The sequence below is a fragment of the Aeromonas sp. Lyrl_2 genome (genome assembly GCF_051948815.1).
Classification (GTDB): Bacteria; Pseudomonadota; Gammaproteobacteria; order Enterobacterales; family Aeromonadaceae; genus Aeromonas; species Aeromonas veronii.
In genome coordinates, this window is sequence record NZ_JAYJLJ010000001.1 from 53,332 (window position 1) to 70,814 (window position 17,483).

Sequence of the window (17,483 nt, forward strand, 5' to 3'; positions counted from 1 at the left end):
TTATGTGTCCTTGTTGATGCTCTGGCCTCAGAGGCGAGCGAAATCGTTAAACAGCGCAATGCCCATCAATAACATCAGAATGGCGGCGCCGATCCTGAAACCCACTTCCTGTATTTTCTCTGATACCGGCTTGCCGGTGACCGCTTCGATCAGGAAATAGACCAGATGGCCACCATCGAGCACCGGCAGGGGGAACAGATTGATAATCCCCAGGTTGACGCTGATCAGCGCCAGAAAACTCAAGAAATAGACCAGACCATAGTCGGCACTGCTGCCGGCGCCCTTGGCAATGGAGATGGGGCCGCTCAGGTTGTCCAGCGACACGATGCCACCGATCAACTTGCCAATCATGTCAAAGGTGAGCGTGATCAGGCTCCAAGTCTTGTCCGCGCCATGCCACAGCGCCTGCAAAGGCCCATACTGTAACAGAATTCGATATTCATCCGGTAATGGAACCAGTTGCGGCGAGAGACCGACGAATCCTACCAGCTTGCCCTGCACCTTGCGGCTATCCGGGGTCAGGGTCACGTTGAGATCACTGTTGTTGCGCTCAACCACCACTTGCAGGGGTTCGCCCGGTGCCTGCTGCACCAGCTCGACAAACTGGGCCCACGCGGTAATGGGCTGATCGCCGACCTGTTTGATACGGTCACCGACCTGCAGCCCCGCCTTTTCACTGGCACTCTTGGCCACCACGACAGCCACGACGGGCAGCACTTTGCCACTCAAGGGGACGATCCCCAGACTACCGATGGGCGACTCTTTATCCGGATCGAAGGTCCAGCCGGTCAGCAACAAGGTTTTATCGGTGGCATAGCTGGTATTGGGTGCCTGCACCTTGAGAGTCACTGCATCATCACCCAGATGACTGATAAGAGCGTAGGTGACGCTCTCCCAGTCACCGGTCTGCTCATCGCCAACCCCGACAATCTCCATCCCTGGCAGCACACCCGCCTCGGCCACGATGGATGCCGGACGCACCTCACCAATCACCGGCTTGACGCTCGGCACCCCGATGATAAACATCAGCCAGAGGGCAAACAGGGCAAAGACGAAGTTGGCCATGGGACCTGCGGCGACAATCGCCATCCGCGCCCAGACACTCTTGTGGTTGAAGGCATACTGCTCGTCACCGGGCTTGAGTTCATCGACCCGGCCATCGAGCATCTTGACGTAACCGCCGAGCGGGATCAGCGCCAGCACATATTCGGTGCCATCCTTACCCATCCGGCGCCAGATCGCCTTGCCAAAACCGATGGAGAAGCGCTCAACGCGCACGCCACAACGGCGGGCAACCCAGAAGTGGCCGAACTCGTGCACCGCGACCAGCAGGCCGAGGGCAACAACAAAAGCACCGATATTCCACAACACACCGCCCATCAGCCAAGCTCCTCAATCAAAGTGTGAGCACGGGCTCTTGCCGCACCGTCCAGGGCAAACAGATCATCGAGTGAGCCGACTGCGCTGCTATCCAGCGCCAGCATCACTGCCTCGTTGATCCGGGCAATATCCATAAAGCCGATGCGCCCGGCCAGGAAGGCGGCAACGGCCTCCTCGTTGGCCGCATTGAGCGCAGTGGTCGCCGCTTGTCCCTTCTGGCAGGCATTAATGGCCAACGCCAGACAGGGGTAGCGATCATAATCAGGCCGGATAAAGCTGAACTCTCCGACACTGAAGAAATCCAAAGGTTCCACACTGGAGGGGATGCGATTGGGATAAGCCAGCGCATGGGCGATGGGGGTACACATATCCGGATTGCCCAGCTGAGCCAGCACGGAGCCATCCTTGTACTGCACCATGGAGTGGATCACCGACTGCGGGTGGATCACCACCTGGATCTGCTCTGGCGCCGCATTGAACAGCCAGCGCGCCTCGATGTACTCCAGCCCCTTGTTGATCATGGTGGCGGAGTCGACCGAAATCTTGGCCCCCATCGACCAGTTGGGATGAGCGATGGCCTGCGCCGGCGTCACCTTCGCCAGCTCGCTGATCTCGGTATAACGGAACGGACCGCCGGAACCGGTCAGCAAAATCTTGCTGATCCCCGCCGCAGCCAGATCGCAAAAACCGGGCTGGCGCTGCACAGCAGTAGGCAGACACTGGAAGATGGCATTGTGTTCACTGTCGATGGGCAGCAGCTCGGCGCCATGTTCGCGCACGGCTTCCATGAAGAAAGCACCGGACATCACCAGCGCCTCCTTGTTGGCCAGCAAAATACGCTTGCCGGCACGTACCGCGGCCATAGTCGGGGCCAGTCCGGCCGCACCGACAATGGCGGCCATCACGCTATGGGCGTCGGGGTGAGCGGCCACATCGCACAGGGCAGTAGCACCAGACATGACCCGGGTCGCACTGCCGTGCGCTTTCAGACGGGCAGCCAGTTCACGGGCGGCACCCTCATCGACCATCACGGCAAAACGGGGGGAGAATTCGAGGCAGTCCCGCAACATGGCATCCACGTTGCGGGCGGCGGTCAACGCCAACACCTGCCAACTGCACGGGTTATGGCGCAGCACTTTCAAGGTACTCTGACCGATGGAGCCGGAGGCCCCCAGAATAACCAGTGACTTGTGCATCAAAACTCCTGACTGAGTAGCAGATAACTGAGCAGAAACACCGGCAGGGCGGCGGTCAGGCTGTCGATCCGGTCGAGAATGCCGCCATGACCAGGCAGCAGAGTGCCGGAGTCCTTGATGCCCGCTTCGCGCTTGAACATGCTCTCGGTCAGATCGCCGAGTACGGAGGCAAGCACCGCCAGCAGGGAGCAAAACAGCACGGTGATCATCTTGGCAGGAACAAATCCCATCGACCAGGTAACGCCGATGGCCAGCAGGCTGGCGGTAAAGAGGCCGCCACACATCCCTTCGATGGTTTTGCCCGGACTCACAGCCGGTGCCAGCTTGTGCTTACCGAACGCCTTGCCGAAAAAATACGCGCCAGAATCTGCCGCCCAGACCAGTCCCATCACGAACAACAGGATCCAGGCGCCCATCATGGGGTCATGGTAAAAGTTGTAACCACGGATGGCGACCAGCGACCAGAAGAACGGAACCAGGGTCACCAGACCAAACAGCGACTTGAGCCAGATAGACTCTTTCCACAGCTTGGCGCTTTGGGGATAACGCAGCACCAGCAGCAGACCCAGCAACCACCAGCTTACCGCGGTCCAGAGCACGCCCATCACGAGGGGGTGCAGGTGGGGCGTCCAGAGTTGCTCCACCGGCAGCCAAAAGAGGCTGGCACCGAGCAACAGACAAAATACGATGGGCAACCATTGCTGCGGAGCAGCAGAGACAAACCCACTCCATTCGCGACTGGCCAACAAAAACACCAGCGCAGCCAACAGGGCAAAAAATTTCAATGGCAGAAAGAAGAGCGCCCCCAACACCAGGGGGATCAGCATCAAAGCAGTAATAATTCGTTGTTTTAGCAAAAGAAACCTCTCTCTTGGGAGCGGGGTTTAGCCGGTCTGCTGCTCGGCGATCAATTCCCGTATCTGTTCACCCGTGCAACCGAAGCGACGCTCGCGGGCAACGAAAGAGGCGACCGCCTCACTGAACTCGGCCTCGTTGAAATCGGGCCACAATACCGGGGTAAAATAGAGCTCGGCATAGGCGAGCTGCCATAACACAAAGTTGCTGATACGATGATCGCCACCGGTGCGGATCAACAGGTCCACGGGTGGCAGATCGGCCATGCAAACCTCACGGGTCAACATGGATTCATCAATGTCGTCAGCGGCCAGTTCACCGGCCGCCACTGCTTTAGCCAGCTTGCGGGTCGCCTGGGCGATATCCCACTGGCCGCCATAGTTGGCCGCAATGTTCAGGGTCAACCCCTTGTTATTGGCGGTCAAGGCTTCCGCCTTGGCGATTTTGGCCTGCAACCGCTCACTAAAGCGAGCAGTATCGCCAATCACCTTGAGCCGGATCCCGTTGTTGTGCAGTTTCTGCACCTCACGACCCAGCACTGTGATGAACAGTTCCATCAAGGCACTGACCTCCCCTTCCGGGCGGCGCCAGTTCTCGCTGGAGAATGCAAACAGGGTCAATGCCTCGATCTTGGCACGCGCAGCAAAGGTAACGGCTTCGCGCACTGACTTGACGCCCGCCTTGTGGCCATAAACCCGCATCTTGCCTCGGTTCTGGGCCCAGCGACCGTTACCATCCATGATGATGGCGACGTGACGGGGTAAAGACGAGTTGGCACAATCACCCAACGCAGCCAAAAGCGACATGTAATTCTCCCACAAAGACAAAAGCGCCGTGCAGGGGCACTACACGGCGCTCGTAATATACCTTTCAGACGGTTAGATTTCCATTAGCTCCTTCTCCTTTACGGCAAGGGCCTCATCGACCAGCTTGATGTAGGAGTCGGTCAGTTTCTGGATCTCTTCCTGGGCGCGACGGTCGTCGTCTTCGGAGATCTCTTTGTCCTTCAGCAGAGCTTTCAGGTCGGCGTTGGCGTCACGACGGATGTTGCGCACGGCAACACGGGCGTTTTCCGCTTCGGCACGGACGATCTTGGTCAGATCGCGACGACGCTCTTCGGTCAGCGGCGGCAGCGGCACGCGCAGGGTCTGGCCATTGCTGGACGGGTTCAGGCCCAGATCGGAGGTCAGGATCGCCTTCTCTACCGCCTGGATCATGGAGCGGTCAAAAATGGAGATGGAGAGGGTGCGAGCATCTTCTGCCACGACGTTGGCCAACTGTTTCAGCGGAGTGGCAGCACCGTAATACTCAACCTGGATGCCGTCGAGCAGGCTCGGGTGAGCGCGGCCGGTACGGATCTTGGACATTTGAGTCTTGAGCGCTTCTACGCTCTTGCCCATACGGTCCTTGGCGTCGTTTTTAATCTCGTTGATCACAGTGGTTTTCCTTTTGGCGAACGAGCCGCTACACGGCCCGTGTCTATCTTATTTACTGACGTGATGGATAGGATAAGAGCGCCAGGTGGCTCACTTTTATCTTATTTACCAACGTGGTGGATCAGAGTGCCTTCCGGTTCACCCATGACAACCCGGCGCAGGGCACCCGGTTTGTTCATGTTGAACACGCGGATCGGCAGATCATGGTCACGTGCCAGGGTAAAGGCAGCAAGATCCATCACCTTGAGCTCTTTTTCAAGAACTTCATCATAACTCAGTTCATGATACAGCACGGCATCCGGATTCTTGACCGGATCTTCGTTGTATACACCATCAACCTTGGTGGCTTTGAGCACCACGTCGGCTTCGATCTCGATCCCGCGCAGGCAAGCCGCAGAATCGGTAGTGAAGAAGGGGTTGCCGGTACCGGCAGAGAAGATAACGACTTTGCCAGCACGCAGCTGGCTGATTGCCTCGGCCCAGCTGTAGGAGTCACAGACACCCTGCAGGGAGATGGCAGACATCAGACGGGCATTCACATAAGCACGATGCAGGGCATCACGCATGGCCAGACCGTTCATCACGGTTGCCAGCATACCCATGTGGTCGCCCACCACGCGGTTCATGCCCGCTTTGGCAAGACCGGCACCACGGAACAGGTTGCCGCCACCGATGACCAGACCGACCTGAACACCCAACTCAACCAGTTCTTTGATCTCTTGGGCCATACGCTCCAGCACCGCCGGATCAATGCCGAAACCCTCGGATCCTTGCAGGGCTTCACCACTCAACTTCAGAAGAACACGTCTGTATGCAGGTTTGGGATTGGTACTCATGTCACTGATTCCTGGTCATATAAAGACCGCGACATAAGTCGCGGTCTGGGGAAACGGAAAAACCGGTTCGATTAGGCCTTTTGAGCGGCCGCGATTTGGGCTGCAACTTCAGCAGCGAAATCGGTCTCTTGCTTCTCGATGCCTTCGCCCACTTCGAAACGGGTGAAGGAAACAACGTCAGCGCCTTCTTTCTTCAGCAGCTCGGCAACGGTCATGGAAGGATCTTTCACGAACGGTTGGCCAGTCAGGGAAACCTCACCGGTGAACTTCTTCATGCGGCCTTCAACCATCTTCTCGGCGATCTCTTTCGGCTTGCCGGAGTTGATGGCGATGTCGATCTGGATTTCGCGCTCTTTGGCAACGACTTCAGCAGACACGTCTTCAGGCTTGACGAATTGCGGGCTGTTGGCAGCAACGTGCATGGCCAGATCTTTGGCCAGCTCGGCAGAACCACCGGTCAGCTTGGTGATAACACCAATGCGGGAACCGTGAACGTAGGTACCCAGGTTGTCACCTTCAACCAGCATCACGCGACGCAGGTTCATGTTCTCACCGATCTTGGCGATCAGGTTGGTGATGGTCAGCTCGACGGATTCGCCGTTACCGAAGTCAGCGGCTTTCAGCGCGTCAACGTCAGCAATTTTCTGGGTCGCAGCGATGTCAGCGATCTTCTGGCCCATTGCCATGAAGCTGGCATCTTTGGCGACGAAGTCGGTTTCGCTGTTCAGCTCGATCATGACGGCAACGTTGCCTTCGGTGCGAGCAAAGATAACGCCTTCAGCGGCGATACGGCCAGCTTTCTTGGCGGCTTTGGCCTGACCGGATTTGCGCATGTTCTCAATTGCCAGCTCGATATCACCAGCAGCTTCTTCCAGTGCTTTTTTGCAATCCATCATGCCAGCGGCAGTGCGCTCGCGCAGTTCTTTTACCAGGGCGGCAGTAACGTTAGCCATGTCCAGTATCCTCGGTCTTGAATTGACAAGAAACAGGGGCCACAAGGGCCCCTGCTAACCAATTACATCAGCTTGGTTAATAAGGGCTTTACAGTCCTTATCAATTACTCAGCTTCAACGAAGCCATCTTGTTCGGCTTGAACAACGATGTCCTGAGCGCGAGCTTCCAGTACGGTGTCAGCAGCAGCATTCAGGTACAGCTGTACGGCACGGATAGCGTCGTCGTTACCCGGGATGACATAGTCAACGCCGTCCGGGTTGGAGTTGGTATCAACGATGGAAACTACCGGGATACCCAGGTTATTGGCTTCTTTGATAGCGATATGCTCGTGGTCGGCATCGACAACGAACAGAACGTCAGGCAGGCCGCCCATGTTCTTGATACCACCCAGGCTCTTCTCCAGCTTTTCCATTTCGCGAGTACGCATCAGCGCCTCTTTCTTGGTCAGCTTGTCGAAGGTACCGTCTTGGCTCTGGGTTTCCAGATCTTTCAGGCGCTTGATAGACTGACGAACGGTTTTCCAGTTGGTCAGCATACCGCCCAGCCAGCGGTGGTTTACATAGAACTGGTCGCAACGCTCAGCGGCTTCTTTTACGGCTTCAGACGCGGCACGCTTGGTACCAACGAACAGTACCTTGCCTTTCTTGGCAGCTACGGAGCTGATGAAGTTCATAGCATCGTCAAACATCGGAACGGTTTTTTCCAGGTTGATGATGTGAACTTTGCTGCGGGCACCGAAGATGTAGGATTTCATTTTCGGGTTCCAGTAACGAGTCTGGTGACCGAAGTGAACGCCGGCTTGCAGCATGTCGCGCATAGAAACTTTAGCCATTTTATACCTCTGTATTGGGGTTAGGCCTCCACACATCCCATATAACCGACCCGTTAAGGCACCCCGGCATATGTGTCGATGTGTGTGTGTTGTTTAAGTAAGGGTGATGAAATCGGGACGCAAGTTCCCCATTCCGGCGCGCTTTATACCATAACTTTGTTCAGGACACCACCGGCCGACACCCTAAACAGGTGTAAATATGGATCCCGCCAGAGGATGCTGCGACGCCGATTTGACGTTGTGATGACAATCACACTGGAAGTACGCGGGGGTTGCGGATAAAATTTTGCCCTGATTGCAAACGCATCTATTTTTCATTACCTGTCCTGTCTGCCCTCGCAGGCCCAGCGGCAGGCCGCAAGAGAGATCCCATGTCCATTAAAATCAAGACACCGGAAGAGATTGAAAAGATGCGCGTTGCCGGCCAATTGGCCGCCGATGTGCTGGTCATGATTGCGCCCCATGTCAAAGCTGGCGTCACCACTGACGAACTGAACACCCTCTGCCACGACTATATTGTCGACGTACAACAGGCGGTTCCAGCTCCGCTCAACTACCACGGCTTCCCCAAATCCATCTGCACCTCGGTGAACGATGTGATCTGCCACGGTATCCCGAATCACAAGAAGCTGCGCGATGGCGACATCATTAATCTGGATATCACCGTCATCAAGGATGGCTACCACGGCGATACTTCTGCCATGTTCATCGTGGGCGATACCACCCCGCTGCGCCGCCAGCTCTGCAAGGTTGCGCAAGAGAGCCTCTACGCTGCCATCAAGAAGGTGCGCCCGGGTGCTTGCATCACCGAGATTGGGGCCGTCATTCAGCCCATCGTCGAGAAGGCCGGTTTCTCCGTGGTGCGTGACTACTGCGGTCACGGTATCGGTGCCGAGTTCCACGAAGAGCCGCAGATCCTCCACTACCGCAACAGCGGCAAGCTGGAGCTGAAAGCGGGCATGTGCTTCACCATCGAGCCCATGGTCAACAGCAAGAAGTATCACTGCAAGGTCAATCCGAAGGATGGCTGGACCGTGACCACCAAGGATGGTGGCGACTCCGCCCAGTGGGAACACACCCTGCTGGTGACCGAGGATGGCTGCGAGGTGCTGACCCTGCGCCCCGATGACACTATCGACCGCTTCATCAAACACAGCTAACATCGAACCCCGGCCCTGAACTTCCAAAGCGCCGGGGTTTTTACTTCTGTTTCAGCCGTTTGCCTGCCACTGTGTGTGAGATGCCATGGACGCCAGCCTGCTTTCCCCCCATTTGTTACCCGATGACCAGCTCACTCGCGACAACTGCAAAGAGTACCTGAGCCGCTTTCTCGGCTGGCTGCACGCCCGTTTTGATGCCGGCGACAACATCATCGAGCTGGTCGCCACCCGCTCCGAATACATGGATCAGCTGCTCTGCCGGCTGTGGCAGAAGTTCGGCTTCGACAAGAGCGACCTCACCCTCATCGCGGTGGGGGGATATGGTCGCGGCGAGCTGCACCCCCACTCCGACATCGACCTGCTGATCCTCTATGACGGCGACGAGCTGGACGAGGTGCTGGGGCTGCGCATCGGCGAGTTCATCACCTTGCTGTGGGATCTCAAGCTGGAGGTGGGTCAGGCGGTGCGCAACGTGGCGGAGTGCCTCGAGCAGGGGCGCGCCGATATCACGGTCGCCACCAACCTCATTGAGGCCCGCTACATCACAGGTCGCCAGGAAGGCTTCCGGCAACTGAAAGAGGCCACCGGCCCCCAGCACTTCTGGCCGAGCGAAGCCTTCTTTCGTGCCAAGCGCCAGGAGCAGGCGGAGCGCCATCAGCAGTTTCTCGGCACCGCCTACAAGCTGGAGCCGGATCTCAAGAGCAATCCGGGCGGCCTGCGGGATATTCAAACCCTCGCCTGGGTCGCCCGCCGCCACTTCGGCGCCACCACCTTGTTCGAGATGACCAGCCACGGTTTTCTCAACCGCGCCGAGTACCGCGAGCTGCTCGACTGCCAGAATTTTCTCTGGAAGGTGCGTTTCGCCCTGCACATGGCCATCAACAAGGGAGATAACCGCCTGCTGTTCGATCGCCAACGCACCGTGGCCCAGATGCTGGGGTTCGAAGGGGAAGGCAACACTCCGGTCGAGCAGATGATGAAGCGCTTCTACCAGACGGTGCGGCGGGTCTCCGAGCTCAACGAGATGCTGCTGCAGCTGTTTGACGAGGCTATTCTCGGCAACACCGCCATGGATGTGCGCCGCCTCTCCGACGAGTTCCAGCTCCGTGGCCGCCTCATCGATGCGGTGGATGCGGAGCTGTTTAGCCGTGAACCGGCCGCTATCCTGCGCCTCTTCTATCAGATGGCCCAGCATCCCGAGATTGCGGGCATTCACTCGGCCACCCTGCGCCAACTGCGCGAGGCGCGCCGCAAACTCAACTGCTGGTTGCAGGACTTGCCTGACTGCCGTCGCCTCTTTATGGCGCTGCTGCGCCACCCCAACGGCATCGGCCTGCCGCTCACCCTGATGCACAAATACGGCATCCTCGCCGCCTATCTGCCGCAGTGGAACCTCATCGTCGGCCAGATGCAGTTCGACATGTTCCACGCCTACACGGTAGATGAGCACACACATCGGCTGCTCAAGAACATTCATCAGTTCCCCAATCCGGCCAGTCGCCAGAGCCACCCGCTCTGCCACGAGGTCTTCACCCGGCTGCGCAAACCGGAGCTGCTCAGCATCGCCGCCCTGTTCCACGACATCGCCAAGGGGCGGCGTGGCGATCACTCGGAACTCGGCGCCGTCGATGCGCTGGAGTTCTGCCAGCTGCACGGTCTGGATCGCTACGAGAGCCGACTAGTCGCCTGGTTGGTACGCCACCATCTGCTGATGTCGGTCACCGCCCAGCGCCGCGATATCTACGATCCCGACGTAGTCACCGACTTTGCCCAGAAGGTGCGCGACGAGCAGCATCTCGACCTGCTCTACTGCCTCACCGTGGCCGATATCTGCGCCACCAACGATACCCTGTGGAACGACTGGAAGGGCACCCTGCTGCGGGAACTCTACTTCGCCACCCAGAAGGCGCTGCGCCAGGGGCTGGAGAACCCGCCCGACATGCGGCTGCGCATTCGCGAAAACCAGCGGCAGGCCAAGCAACTGCTGGCGCAGCGGGATGTATCGGAAGAAGCGATCAACCAGCTCTGGGCCGATTTCAAGGCCGACTACTTCCTGCGTCACAGCCCGGAACAGATCGCCTGGCACTGCCGCCACATCATCGAGCATGGCGACAATCCGGCTCCGCTGGTGATCATCGGCAAACACCCGACCCGCGGTGGCAGCGAGGTATTTATCTACTGCCGCGATACCCCGAATCTGTTTGCCACCGTCGCCTCGGCGCTGGATCAGAAGAACCTCAACATCCACGACGCCCAGATCATGAACTCGCGCAGCAACTATGTGCTCGATACCTTCGTGGTACTGGAGCCAAGCGGCGAACCCATCAGCCCCAACCGCACCGCCACCATCAAGAAGGCGCTGGAGAAGGCGCTGCAGGAGCCGGGCAAGCTGGTGCTGCGCAACAAGCCGTTGTCACGGCGCCACCGCCAGTTCAGCGTGCCGACCCGGGTGGTCTTTCTGCCTCATAAAGGGGAGAGCCGCCACACCCTGATGGAGCTGACCGCCCTCGATACCCCCGGCCTGCTGGCGCGGATCGGCGCGGTATTCCAGCAGTGCGGCCTGTCGCTGCACGCCGCCAAAATCGCCACCTTCGGCGAGCGGGTCGAGGACTTTTTCAGCCTGACCAGCCTCGGTGGCGAGCCATTGACCACCGAGCAGCAACAACAACTGGAAGAGCGACTGGTACACCAGCTCAACCCCCAGCAGTCGGTGCTGGATTAAGCGGGTTGTGATTCGAAAGAGGCTGGTTGTCGGGCGTTTTTTGCCATGCCAAACAACTGGTTGGCGCACACCTGATGAAGAAATGGCCGCTGGCCGGAAGAATTCCGGTCAACCCCTTAAAAACAGTCGGAAAAGTGTGATACAACAAACAGAATTTTTTAAAGGAAACCTGTCATGACCGAGTTGCAACAGATCATTGAAGCGGCCTTCGAGCGCCGCGACACCATTACTCCGGGCTCCGTAGATAGCGCCACCAAGTCCGCCATCCTGCAAGCCATCGACCTGCTGGACTCTGGCAAGGCACGGGTTGCCGAGAAGATTGCCGGTGAGTGGGTTGTCCATCAGTGGTTGAAGAAAGCGGTACTGCTCTACTTCCGCATCAACGACAACGGCATCATCAAGGGCGACGATGCCCAGTACTACGACAAGGTTCCCCTCAAGTTCTCCAACTACACCGCCGAGCAGTTCAAGGAAGCGGGTGTGCGCGTGGTGCCGCCGGCGACCGCCCGCAAAGGCTCCTTTATCGCCCCCAATACCGTGCTGATGCCCTCCTATGTCAACATCGGCGCCTTCGTTGACGAAGGTACCATGGTCGATACCTGGGCCACTGTCGGCTCTTGCGCCCAGATCGGTAAGAACGTCCACCTCTCCGGCGGCGTCGGCATCGGCGGCGTACTGGAACCGCTGCAGGCCAACCCGACCATCATCGAAGACAACTGCTTTATCGGTGCCCGCTCCGAAGTGGTTGAAGGGGTCATCGTCGAGGAAGGTTCCGTCATCTCCATGGGCGTCTTCATCGGCCAGTCCACCCGCATCTATGACCGCGAAACCGGCGAGATCCACTACGGCCGCGTACCGGCTGGCTCCGTGGTCGTCTCCGGCTCCCTGCCCTCCAAATGCGGCAAGTACAGCCTCTACGCGGCGGTGATCGTCAAAAAGGTCGATGCCAAGACCCGCGCCAAAGTCGGCATCAACGCCCTGCTGCGCTCCATCGACGAGTAATCAGCATTGCGGTGATGCAAAGGGCGCCTTATGGCGCCCTTTTGATTTTGGCGCCCCTGTCACAGGCAAGCCATGAGGCATCGGTTAAGATGGATGGGACAGGATCGTTTCAAACCGAGGAAGCCTGATGTACGAGAATCTGAAGAGCCTGGGGATCCAGGATCCCGCCTCCGTCGACAGCTATACCCTGCGCCAGGAGGCCAACCATGACATCCTCAAGATCTACTTCAAGAAGCAGAAGGGCGAGTTCTTCGCCAAAAGTGTCAAATTCAAATATCCCCGCCAGCGCAAGACCATGCTGGTCGACTCCGGTACCCATGAGTACAAGGATGTCACCGAGATCAACGCCAACCTCAAGTATGTGGTGGACGAGCTGGACAACCTGACCCAGGGCGTCCATCAGCAAGCCGACCCGGACATCAAGCAGAAGATCCTGCGCGACCTACGCCATCTGGAGAAAGTGGTACAGAACAAGATCAGCGAAATCGAACGGGATCTGGAGAAACTCTAATCCCCTCGACTCGACAAAAGAGCGCCCAGGTGGCGCTCTTTTTATTGGCTGGCTTTATGGGGCTATGGGGTTATCTGGCAATGCCGTGCGATAAGGTGAGCGGAGCACACCACCTTGTGCTGTTGGGCCACCATTGGGCAACCCGTTACATATCGCCCCTTGGAAAACACAACCCCTGCCAAGCCCCGAGACACGCTACAAGCAACCACAAATAGCAAGAGGGAGGCTTTCGCCTCCCTCTTCAAACACGCTGATATTCAGGCAACAGAATTAGTTGCTCTTCATCCAGATGTCCATGTCGGTTTTCAGGTTGTCGGACTTGGTACCGAAGATGGCTTGAACGCCGGAACCAGCCACTACCACACCGGCAGCACCCAGTTTCTTCAGACCAGCCTGGTCAACTTTGGCAACATCTTTCACGCCAACACGCAGACGGGTGATGCAGGCATCCAGAGAAGCGATGTTCTCTTTACCACCGAAGGCGGCAACCAGAGCAGCAGACATCTCGTCTTTGCCTTGGCCAACGGCCTCTTCAGCAGTCTCGTCTTCACGACCCGGGGTTTTCAGGTTCATGGCACGGATAACGAAGCTGAATACCACGTAGTAGATGGCCGCGTAAACCAGACCCAGACCTACCAGCAGCAGCATGTTGTCGGCACGCGGAGATTGCACCACGAAGTCGATGAAGCCATTGGAGAAGGTGTGACCGTGTACGATACCCAGAGAGTTGGTCAGCACATAAGCCAGACCAGCCAGTACAGCGTGGATTGCGTACAGAACCGGAGCGATGAACAGGAAGGAGAATTCAATCGGCTCGGTGATACCGGTCAGGAAAGAGGTCAGGGCTGCAGAGGCCATGATACCAACGATCTTGGCGCGGTTTTCCGGCTTGGCAGCGTGAGCAATGGCGAACGCAGCAGCAGGCAGACCGAACATTTTGAACAGATAGCCACCAGCCAGCTGACCGAAGCCGTTACCGGCAGCGCGGGAAGCGTCATCTGCAGTCAGGAAGCAGGTCATGATACCGTGAACAGTTTCACCGGCACCGTTGACGCAGGTACCAGCCTGATAGAAGAACGGTACGTTCCAGATGTGGTGCAGACCGAACGGGATCAGGGAGCGCTCAACCACGCCGTAGATACCGAAGGCCAGTACCGGGTTCTGGTTGGCAGCCCAGTCAGAGAAGGCACCGATGGCGCCACCCACTGGCGGCCAAATCACGGACAGGATCACACCCAGACCGATGGAGAGGAAACCGGTGATGATGGGTACGGCACGTTTGCCCGCGAAGAAGCCCAGGTACTCTGGCAGCTGGATCTTGTAGAAACGGTTGAACGCCCAGGCAGCGATACCACCGGCCAGGATACCACCCAGCACGCCGGTTTCGATGGTTTCAACACCCATCACAGGTGCCATGACCTTCAGGGTTGCGACCATGATGCCGTAGCCAACGATGGCTGACAGACCGGATACACCGTCGTTATTGGTAAAGCCCAGAGCAACACCCACTGCGAACAGCAGGGCCATCTGGCCAAATACGGAACCACCGGCTTGCTCCATCAATTGGGAGACAATTTCCGGCATCCAGCTGAAGTGGGCAGCACCCACCCCCAGCAGAATACCTGCGACTGGCAAGACTGATACTGGCAGCATCAGCGCCTTACCAACCTTTTGCAGATTAGAAAAAGCATTTTTGAACATTGTGTGCGCTCCTGAATGGATTGTCGTCCCTGAACGATCTATCTGGATGAAATAAGCACTGATTCATTCAGATATCTTCGAGTCGGGCTTGTTTATTTTGACCATCAGAATATAACCCAGCGGGTCATAAATTGCTGCTTTCGAAGGCGGGGGAATATTGAATTTGGAGGGAAGATCACAACTTGTTTAGCAGCTAAAAAACAACACTAATATAAGTTAATAATCTGCATTATCACTCTATTACAAAAATATATAAATTGCAGTTTCACTTTGTATTTTAACAATGCCATTTATATCAAATAGAAACCCACTGTAACCAAATGTAACGGCATGATTTTTATTTATTACAGTCTACCGATTAAAAAGGCCTCCAACAAGGGAGGCCTCAATAAATATATCTGACCAGTAAATGGTCGTATTATTCTATTTTTGCGACCGCTTGACCGCATCAATAAACACGCTTTTTGCTTTGGTTGAACCAGCCCGCTCGGCCTCGTTCACCAGCTTCATCGCCTTGTCGATATCCCCCGCCTTGACCGATTTTTCGATCTGGCTCTGGTAGAAGGCTTCAGTTTCACTCAACATGGCAGGAGCAGGTTTGGCGACGGTTGCCCCAGCCACTGAAGTTGCAGCGGTAGCAGCGGTAGCAACTGGCACAACCAGCTTGTTTGGTGTCGTATCCACGATCGGTGTATTGGCATCGATCGCTTCCTGGTAAACCGGCTTGTAGAAGTTATCCCCCAGCGCACTGGCACTCAGATCTTCCACATCAAGTGTGACGACACCCCAAGCCGAGTGCGGGATCAGCGGATCTTTGGCGCCATAATCCTGCACACTCATCGATTTTGCCATCATCTTGGAAGGGCTCATGGCTTGGGTAGTCTGACTCAAAGTAGCCTGAGTGGTGTAAATCACCATATAGGTTTCATTGTTCGGATTGCCGACATAGGAACGGTCGATGGTAAAGACACCTTCAACCCGATCGCCATCCAACATACGCGCAGGTTTGTAGGTAATGATGTTGGCACCGATTGTGCGGGTCGGCTTGAACTGGGAATCCAGCAGCAACACTGTTGGGTTAAACAACGTCTTGTCAATCAGCCCAGCAACCGTGATCTTGAGATCACCAGAATTGCTCGGTAATTTGAAGGCGGCATAATAGCTCTTGCCTTCCGGGAAGTTGAACGCCGGAGAGCTGCCATCTATGGCAACCACTCTTTTCTGCTCAGCAGCCAACGGCTGATACTGCAACTCATTGATACTGCTGCAACATACTGTAGCTGTGCCGAGTTGCTGGAGTGCACTGGCACGGCTATCGAGGATACCCTTGTACTCCTGAGTGGGAGCCACCGTTGCCTCAAGCGACGCACAGGCCGTCATCAGAGTGGAACACAAAATCGTCAACGCTACCTTGCTATATTTCATCTGCCTACCCTACACGCCATCTAGAAAAAAAGAGCCCCCGACAAGCGGGGGCGACTTGAAATCAGGTGATGGAGAGATTACCACCAAGCTTCGGCTTGTACACCGAAGTTCCAAGCGTTGTCTTGCTTAACACCGTTGCTGTCAGCACGGAATTGACCATCTTGCTGTACATAGGAGGCGAAAACACGGATTTCAGGACGAGCCCAGAAACCTGAGCCTGCAGACCAAGCTTGTGCCAGTGTATACTTGCTACCATCAGTAGAGGTTTCACTTGCGCCTTTCTTAGTTTCATGATCTTTGAAGTAACCCACCTCAGCGATGGTCTTCATGACATCATTCCACTTGTACATCGGACGAACAACAACAGAGAAAGTATCCTTGTCCTCGTACTGAGTGCCCCATTCAGTAAAGTCTTTAGCCTGCGCATAAATCAGCTGGTGGCCAAATTCAACTTTGTCACCAACTGGCAGCACACCCCAGTTGATCAATCGGAAGCCATCACCACTGCTGGAATTGGACTGCAGGCCGCTCCCTGAACCAGAACCATAGCTCACACCTTGAGCAGCCAGACCATCCATAAAGTACTGAGCAACAGTCTTGTTGAAACCACCCAACATTGACTGGGTCAGTTCAGCTGTCAACATATGACCATCATTGATATTGGGGTTCAGCTTATCTTGCTCGTCAGTCGGGTTTGCCATAGCAAAGTCATAACCGACTTCAAGAGAAGCGTCAGTCCAAAGAGGAATGCCAGCATAACGAATATCGAACACGTTGGTATCGATAGTATCTTTAGTGCCAGTCACTGCTTCCCATGGGTCATTACGAGTAACAGCGACAGAGAGCTTGCCCGGACCAACCTCAATATTTTCTACACCAGCACCGGCGCCGGAGACATCCCAGTAGTAGGTATCGGAGATATGAATGTCATGACGCTGATAGAAGCGCTTACCGGCCCATAGGGTTTCATTCCCACCAAACAGGTTTTTAGCCTGAACGTTGAACTGACGCAGTGCGAAGTTGGATGAATCGCTAGCAGTGTCCTCCCAATCACGGCTTTGGAAGTCGGTCTTCATGGTAAACATGGAGTCTACATAAAAAGTTTGATTATTCTTGTTGTAGACTTCTTGACCCAGCTGGATCTCTCCATAAGTGTCATCTTCGTTACCCAGACGACCTACTTTATTTTTCGCATTAATCTGCATGTCACCGTTATCAGAAACACCGATACCGGAACGCATATAGCCATGGAAATCTACGGCAAAGGCGGCTTGGGAAGCCAGGGCGGCAGTAACAGCTGCTGCAATCGGGAGCCACTTCATTTTCATTGTCATATTCCTTATTTCCCGCAGTGAGGAGTGTGATCCTGAATATTCAACTTCTTATCACCATGTAATCCTGTTGGTGATAACCGAGGTTGATTATAGGGAGCGTATTTCACGACAAATATGAAGCGACTCACAAAATGGCGAC

General features: G+C 56.1%; 15 protein-coding genes. 4 read left to right on the forward strand and 11 right to left on the reverse strand.

Features of this window, described 5'->3' with window-relative positions; all coding sequences use genetic code 11:
* Positions 1-27: 27 nt before the first annotated feature.
* The 8 genes from rseP to rpsB all read right to left on the reverse strand — a co-directional run bounded on the left by rseP (position 28) and on the right by rpsB (position 7,489).
* Positions 28-1,380 (reverse strand): sigma E protease regulator RseP, encoded by a 1,353-nt coding sequence (gene rseP / locus VF684_RS00220; RefSeq protein WP_107682444.1) that lies wholly within the window; start codon positions 1,378-1,380, stop codon positions 28-30.
* On the reverse strand, positions 1,380-2,576 hold the full coding sequence (gene ispC / locus VF684_RS00225; RefSeq protein ID WP_257725390.1) for a 1-deoxy-D-xylulose-5-phosphate reductoisomerase: 1,197 nt from the start codon (positions 2,574-2,576) through the stop codon (positions 1,380-1,382). The genes rseP and ispC overlap by 1 nt, the downstream gene beginning before the upstream one ends.
* On the reverse strand, positions 2,576-3,433 hold the full coding sequence (locus VF684_RS00230) for a phosphatidate cytidylyltransferase (RefSeq protein ID WP_026034918.1): 858 nt from the start codon (positions 3,431-3,433) through the stop codon (positions 2,576-2,578). The genes ispC and VF684_RS00230 overlap by 1 nt, the downstream gene beginning before the upstream one ends.
* A 27-nt stretch (positions 3,434-3,460) precedes the next feature.
* On the reverse strand, positions 3,461-4,237 hold the full coding sequence (gene uppS, locus VF684_RS00235; RefSeq protein ID WP_181269129.1) for a polyprenyl diphosphate synthase: 777 nt from the start codon (positions 4,235-4,237) through the stop codon (positions 3,461-3,463).
* Positions 4,238-4,309: 72 nt separating this feature from the next.
* A complete protein-coding gene (frr, locus tag VF684_RS00240) occupies positions 4,310-4,867 on the reverse strand; it encodes a ribosome recycling factor (protein WP_005338576.1) in 558 nt (185 codons plus the stop codon).
* A 101-nt stretch (positions 4,868-4,968) separates the two neighbouring features.
* Entirely contained in the window at positions 4,969-5,703 is a 735-nt protein-coding gene (gene pyrH, locus VF684_RS00245; RefSeq protein ID WP_005338577.1) for a UMP kinase, read from the reverse strand.
* 71 nt (positions 5,704-5,774) lie between these two features.
* Positions 5,775-6,656 (reverse strand): translation elongation factor Ts, encoded by an 882-nt coding sequence (gene tsf, locus VF684_RS00250; RefSeq protein ID WP_005338578.1) that lies wholly within the window; start codon positions 6,654-6,656, stop codon positions 5,775-5,777.
* A 104-nt stretch (positions 6,657-6,760) separates the two neighbouring features.
* Positions 6,761-7,489: a 30S ribosomal protein S2 gene (rpsB, locus tag VF684_RS00255; protein WP_005303470.1), complete on the reverse strand. Its 729-nt coding sequence runs from the start codon at positions 7,487-7,489 to the stop codon at positions 6,761-6,763.
* Positions 7,490-7,860: 371 nt separating this feature from the next.
* Here rpsB and map point away from each other — a divergent pair, with 371 nt between their 5' ends.
* The 4 genes from map to VF684_RS00275 all read left to right on the forward strand — a co-directional run bounded on the left by map (position 7,861) and on the right by VF684_RS00275 (position 12,884).
* On the forward strand, positions 7,861-8,649 hold the full coding sequence (map, locus tag VF684_RS00260; protein ID WP_139493644.1) for a type I methionyl aminopeptidase: 789 nt from the start codon (positions 7,861-7,863) through the stop codon (positions 8,647-8,649).
* Between the two features lie 85 nt (positions 8,650-8,734).
* Positions 8,735-11,371 (forward strand): bifunctional uridylyltransferase/uridylyl-removing protein GlnD, encoded by a 2,637-nt coding sequence (glnD, locus tag VF684_RS00265; protein ID WP_257725693.1) that lies wholly within the window; start codon positions 8,735-8,737, stop codon positions 11,369-11,371.
* Between the two features lie 174 nt (positions 11,372-11,545).
* On the forward strand, positions 11,546-12,373 hold the full coding sequence (gene dapD / locus VF684_RS00270) for a 2,3,4,5-tetrahydropyridine-2,6-dicarboxylate N-succinyltransferase (RefSeq protein ID WP_005338581.1): 828 nt from the start codon (positions 11,546-11,548) through the stop codon (positions 12,371-12,373).
* Positions 12,374-12,500: 127 nt separating this feature from the next.
* Complete coding sequence (locus VF684_RS00275; RefSeq protein ID WP_005338583.1) at positions 12,501-12,884, forward strand: DUF3461 family protein; 384 nt, start codon at positions 12,501-12,503, stop codon at positions 12,882-12,884.
* Between the two features lie 270 nt (positions 12,885-13,154).
* Here VF684_RS00275 and ptsG read toward each other — a convergent pair whose 3' ends face one another.
* The 3 genes from ptsG to VF684_RS00290 form a co-directional block, all read right to left on the reverse strand.
* Entirely contained in the window at positions 13,155-14,585 is a 1,431-nt protein-coding gene (gene ptsG, locus VF684_RS00280; protein ID WP_005338586.1) for a PTS glucose transporter subunit IIBC, read from the reverse strand.
* Positions 14,586-15,008: 423 nt separating this feature from the next.
* Positions 15,009-16,010: a MalM family protein gene (locus tag VF684_RS00285; protein WP_376898875.1), complete on the reverse strand. Its 1,002-nt coding sequence runs from the start codon at positions 16,008-16,010 to the stop codon at positions 15,009-15,011.
* Positions 16,011-16,087: 77 nt separating this feature from the next.
* A complete protein-coding gene (locus VF684_RS00290; RefSeq protein WP_127006391.1) occupies positions 16,088-17,338 on the reverse strand; it encodes a maltoporin in 1,251 nt (416 codons plus the stop codon).
* Positions 17,339-17,483 lie beyond the last annotated feature (145 nt).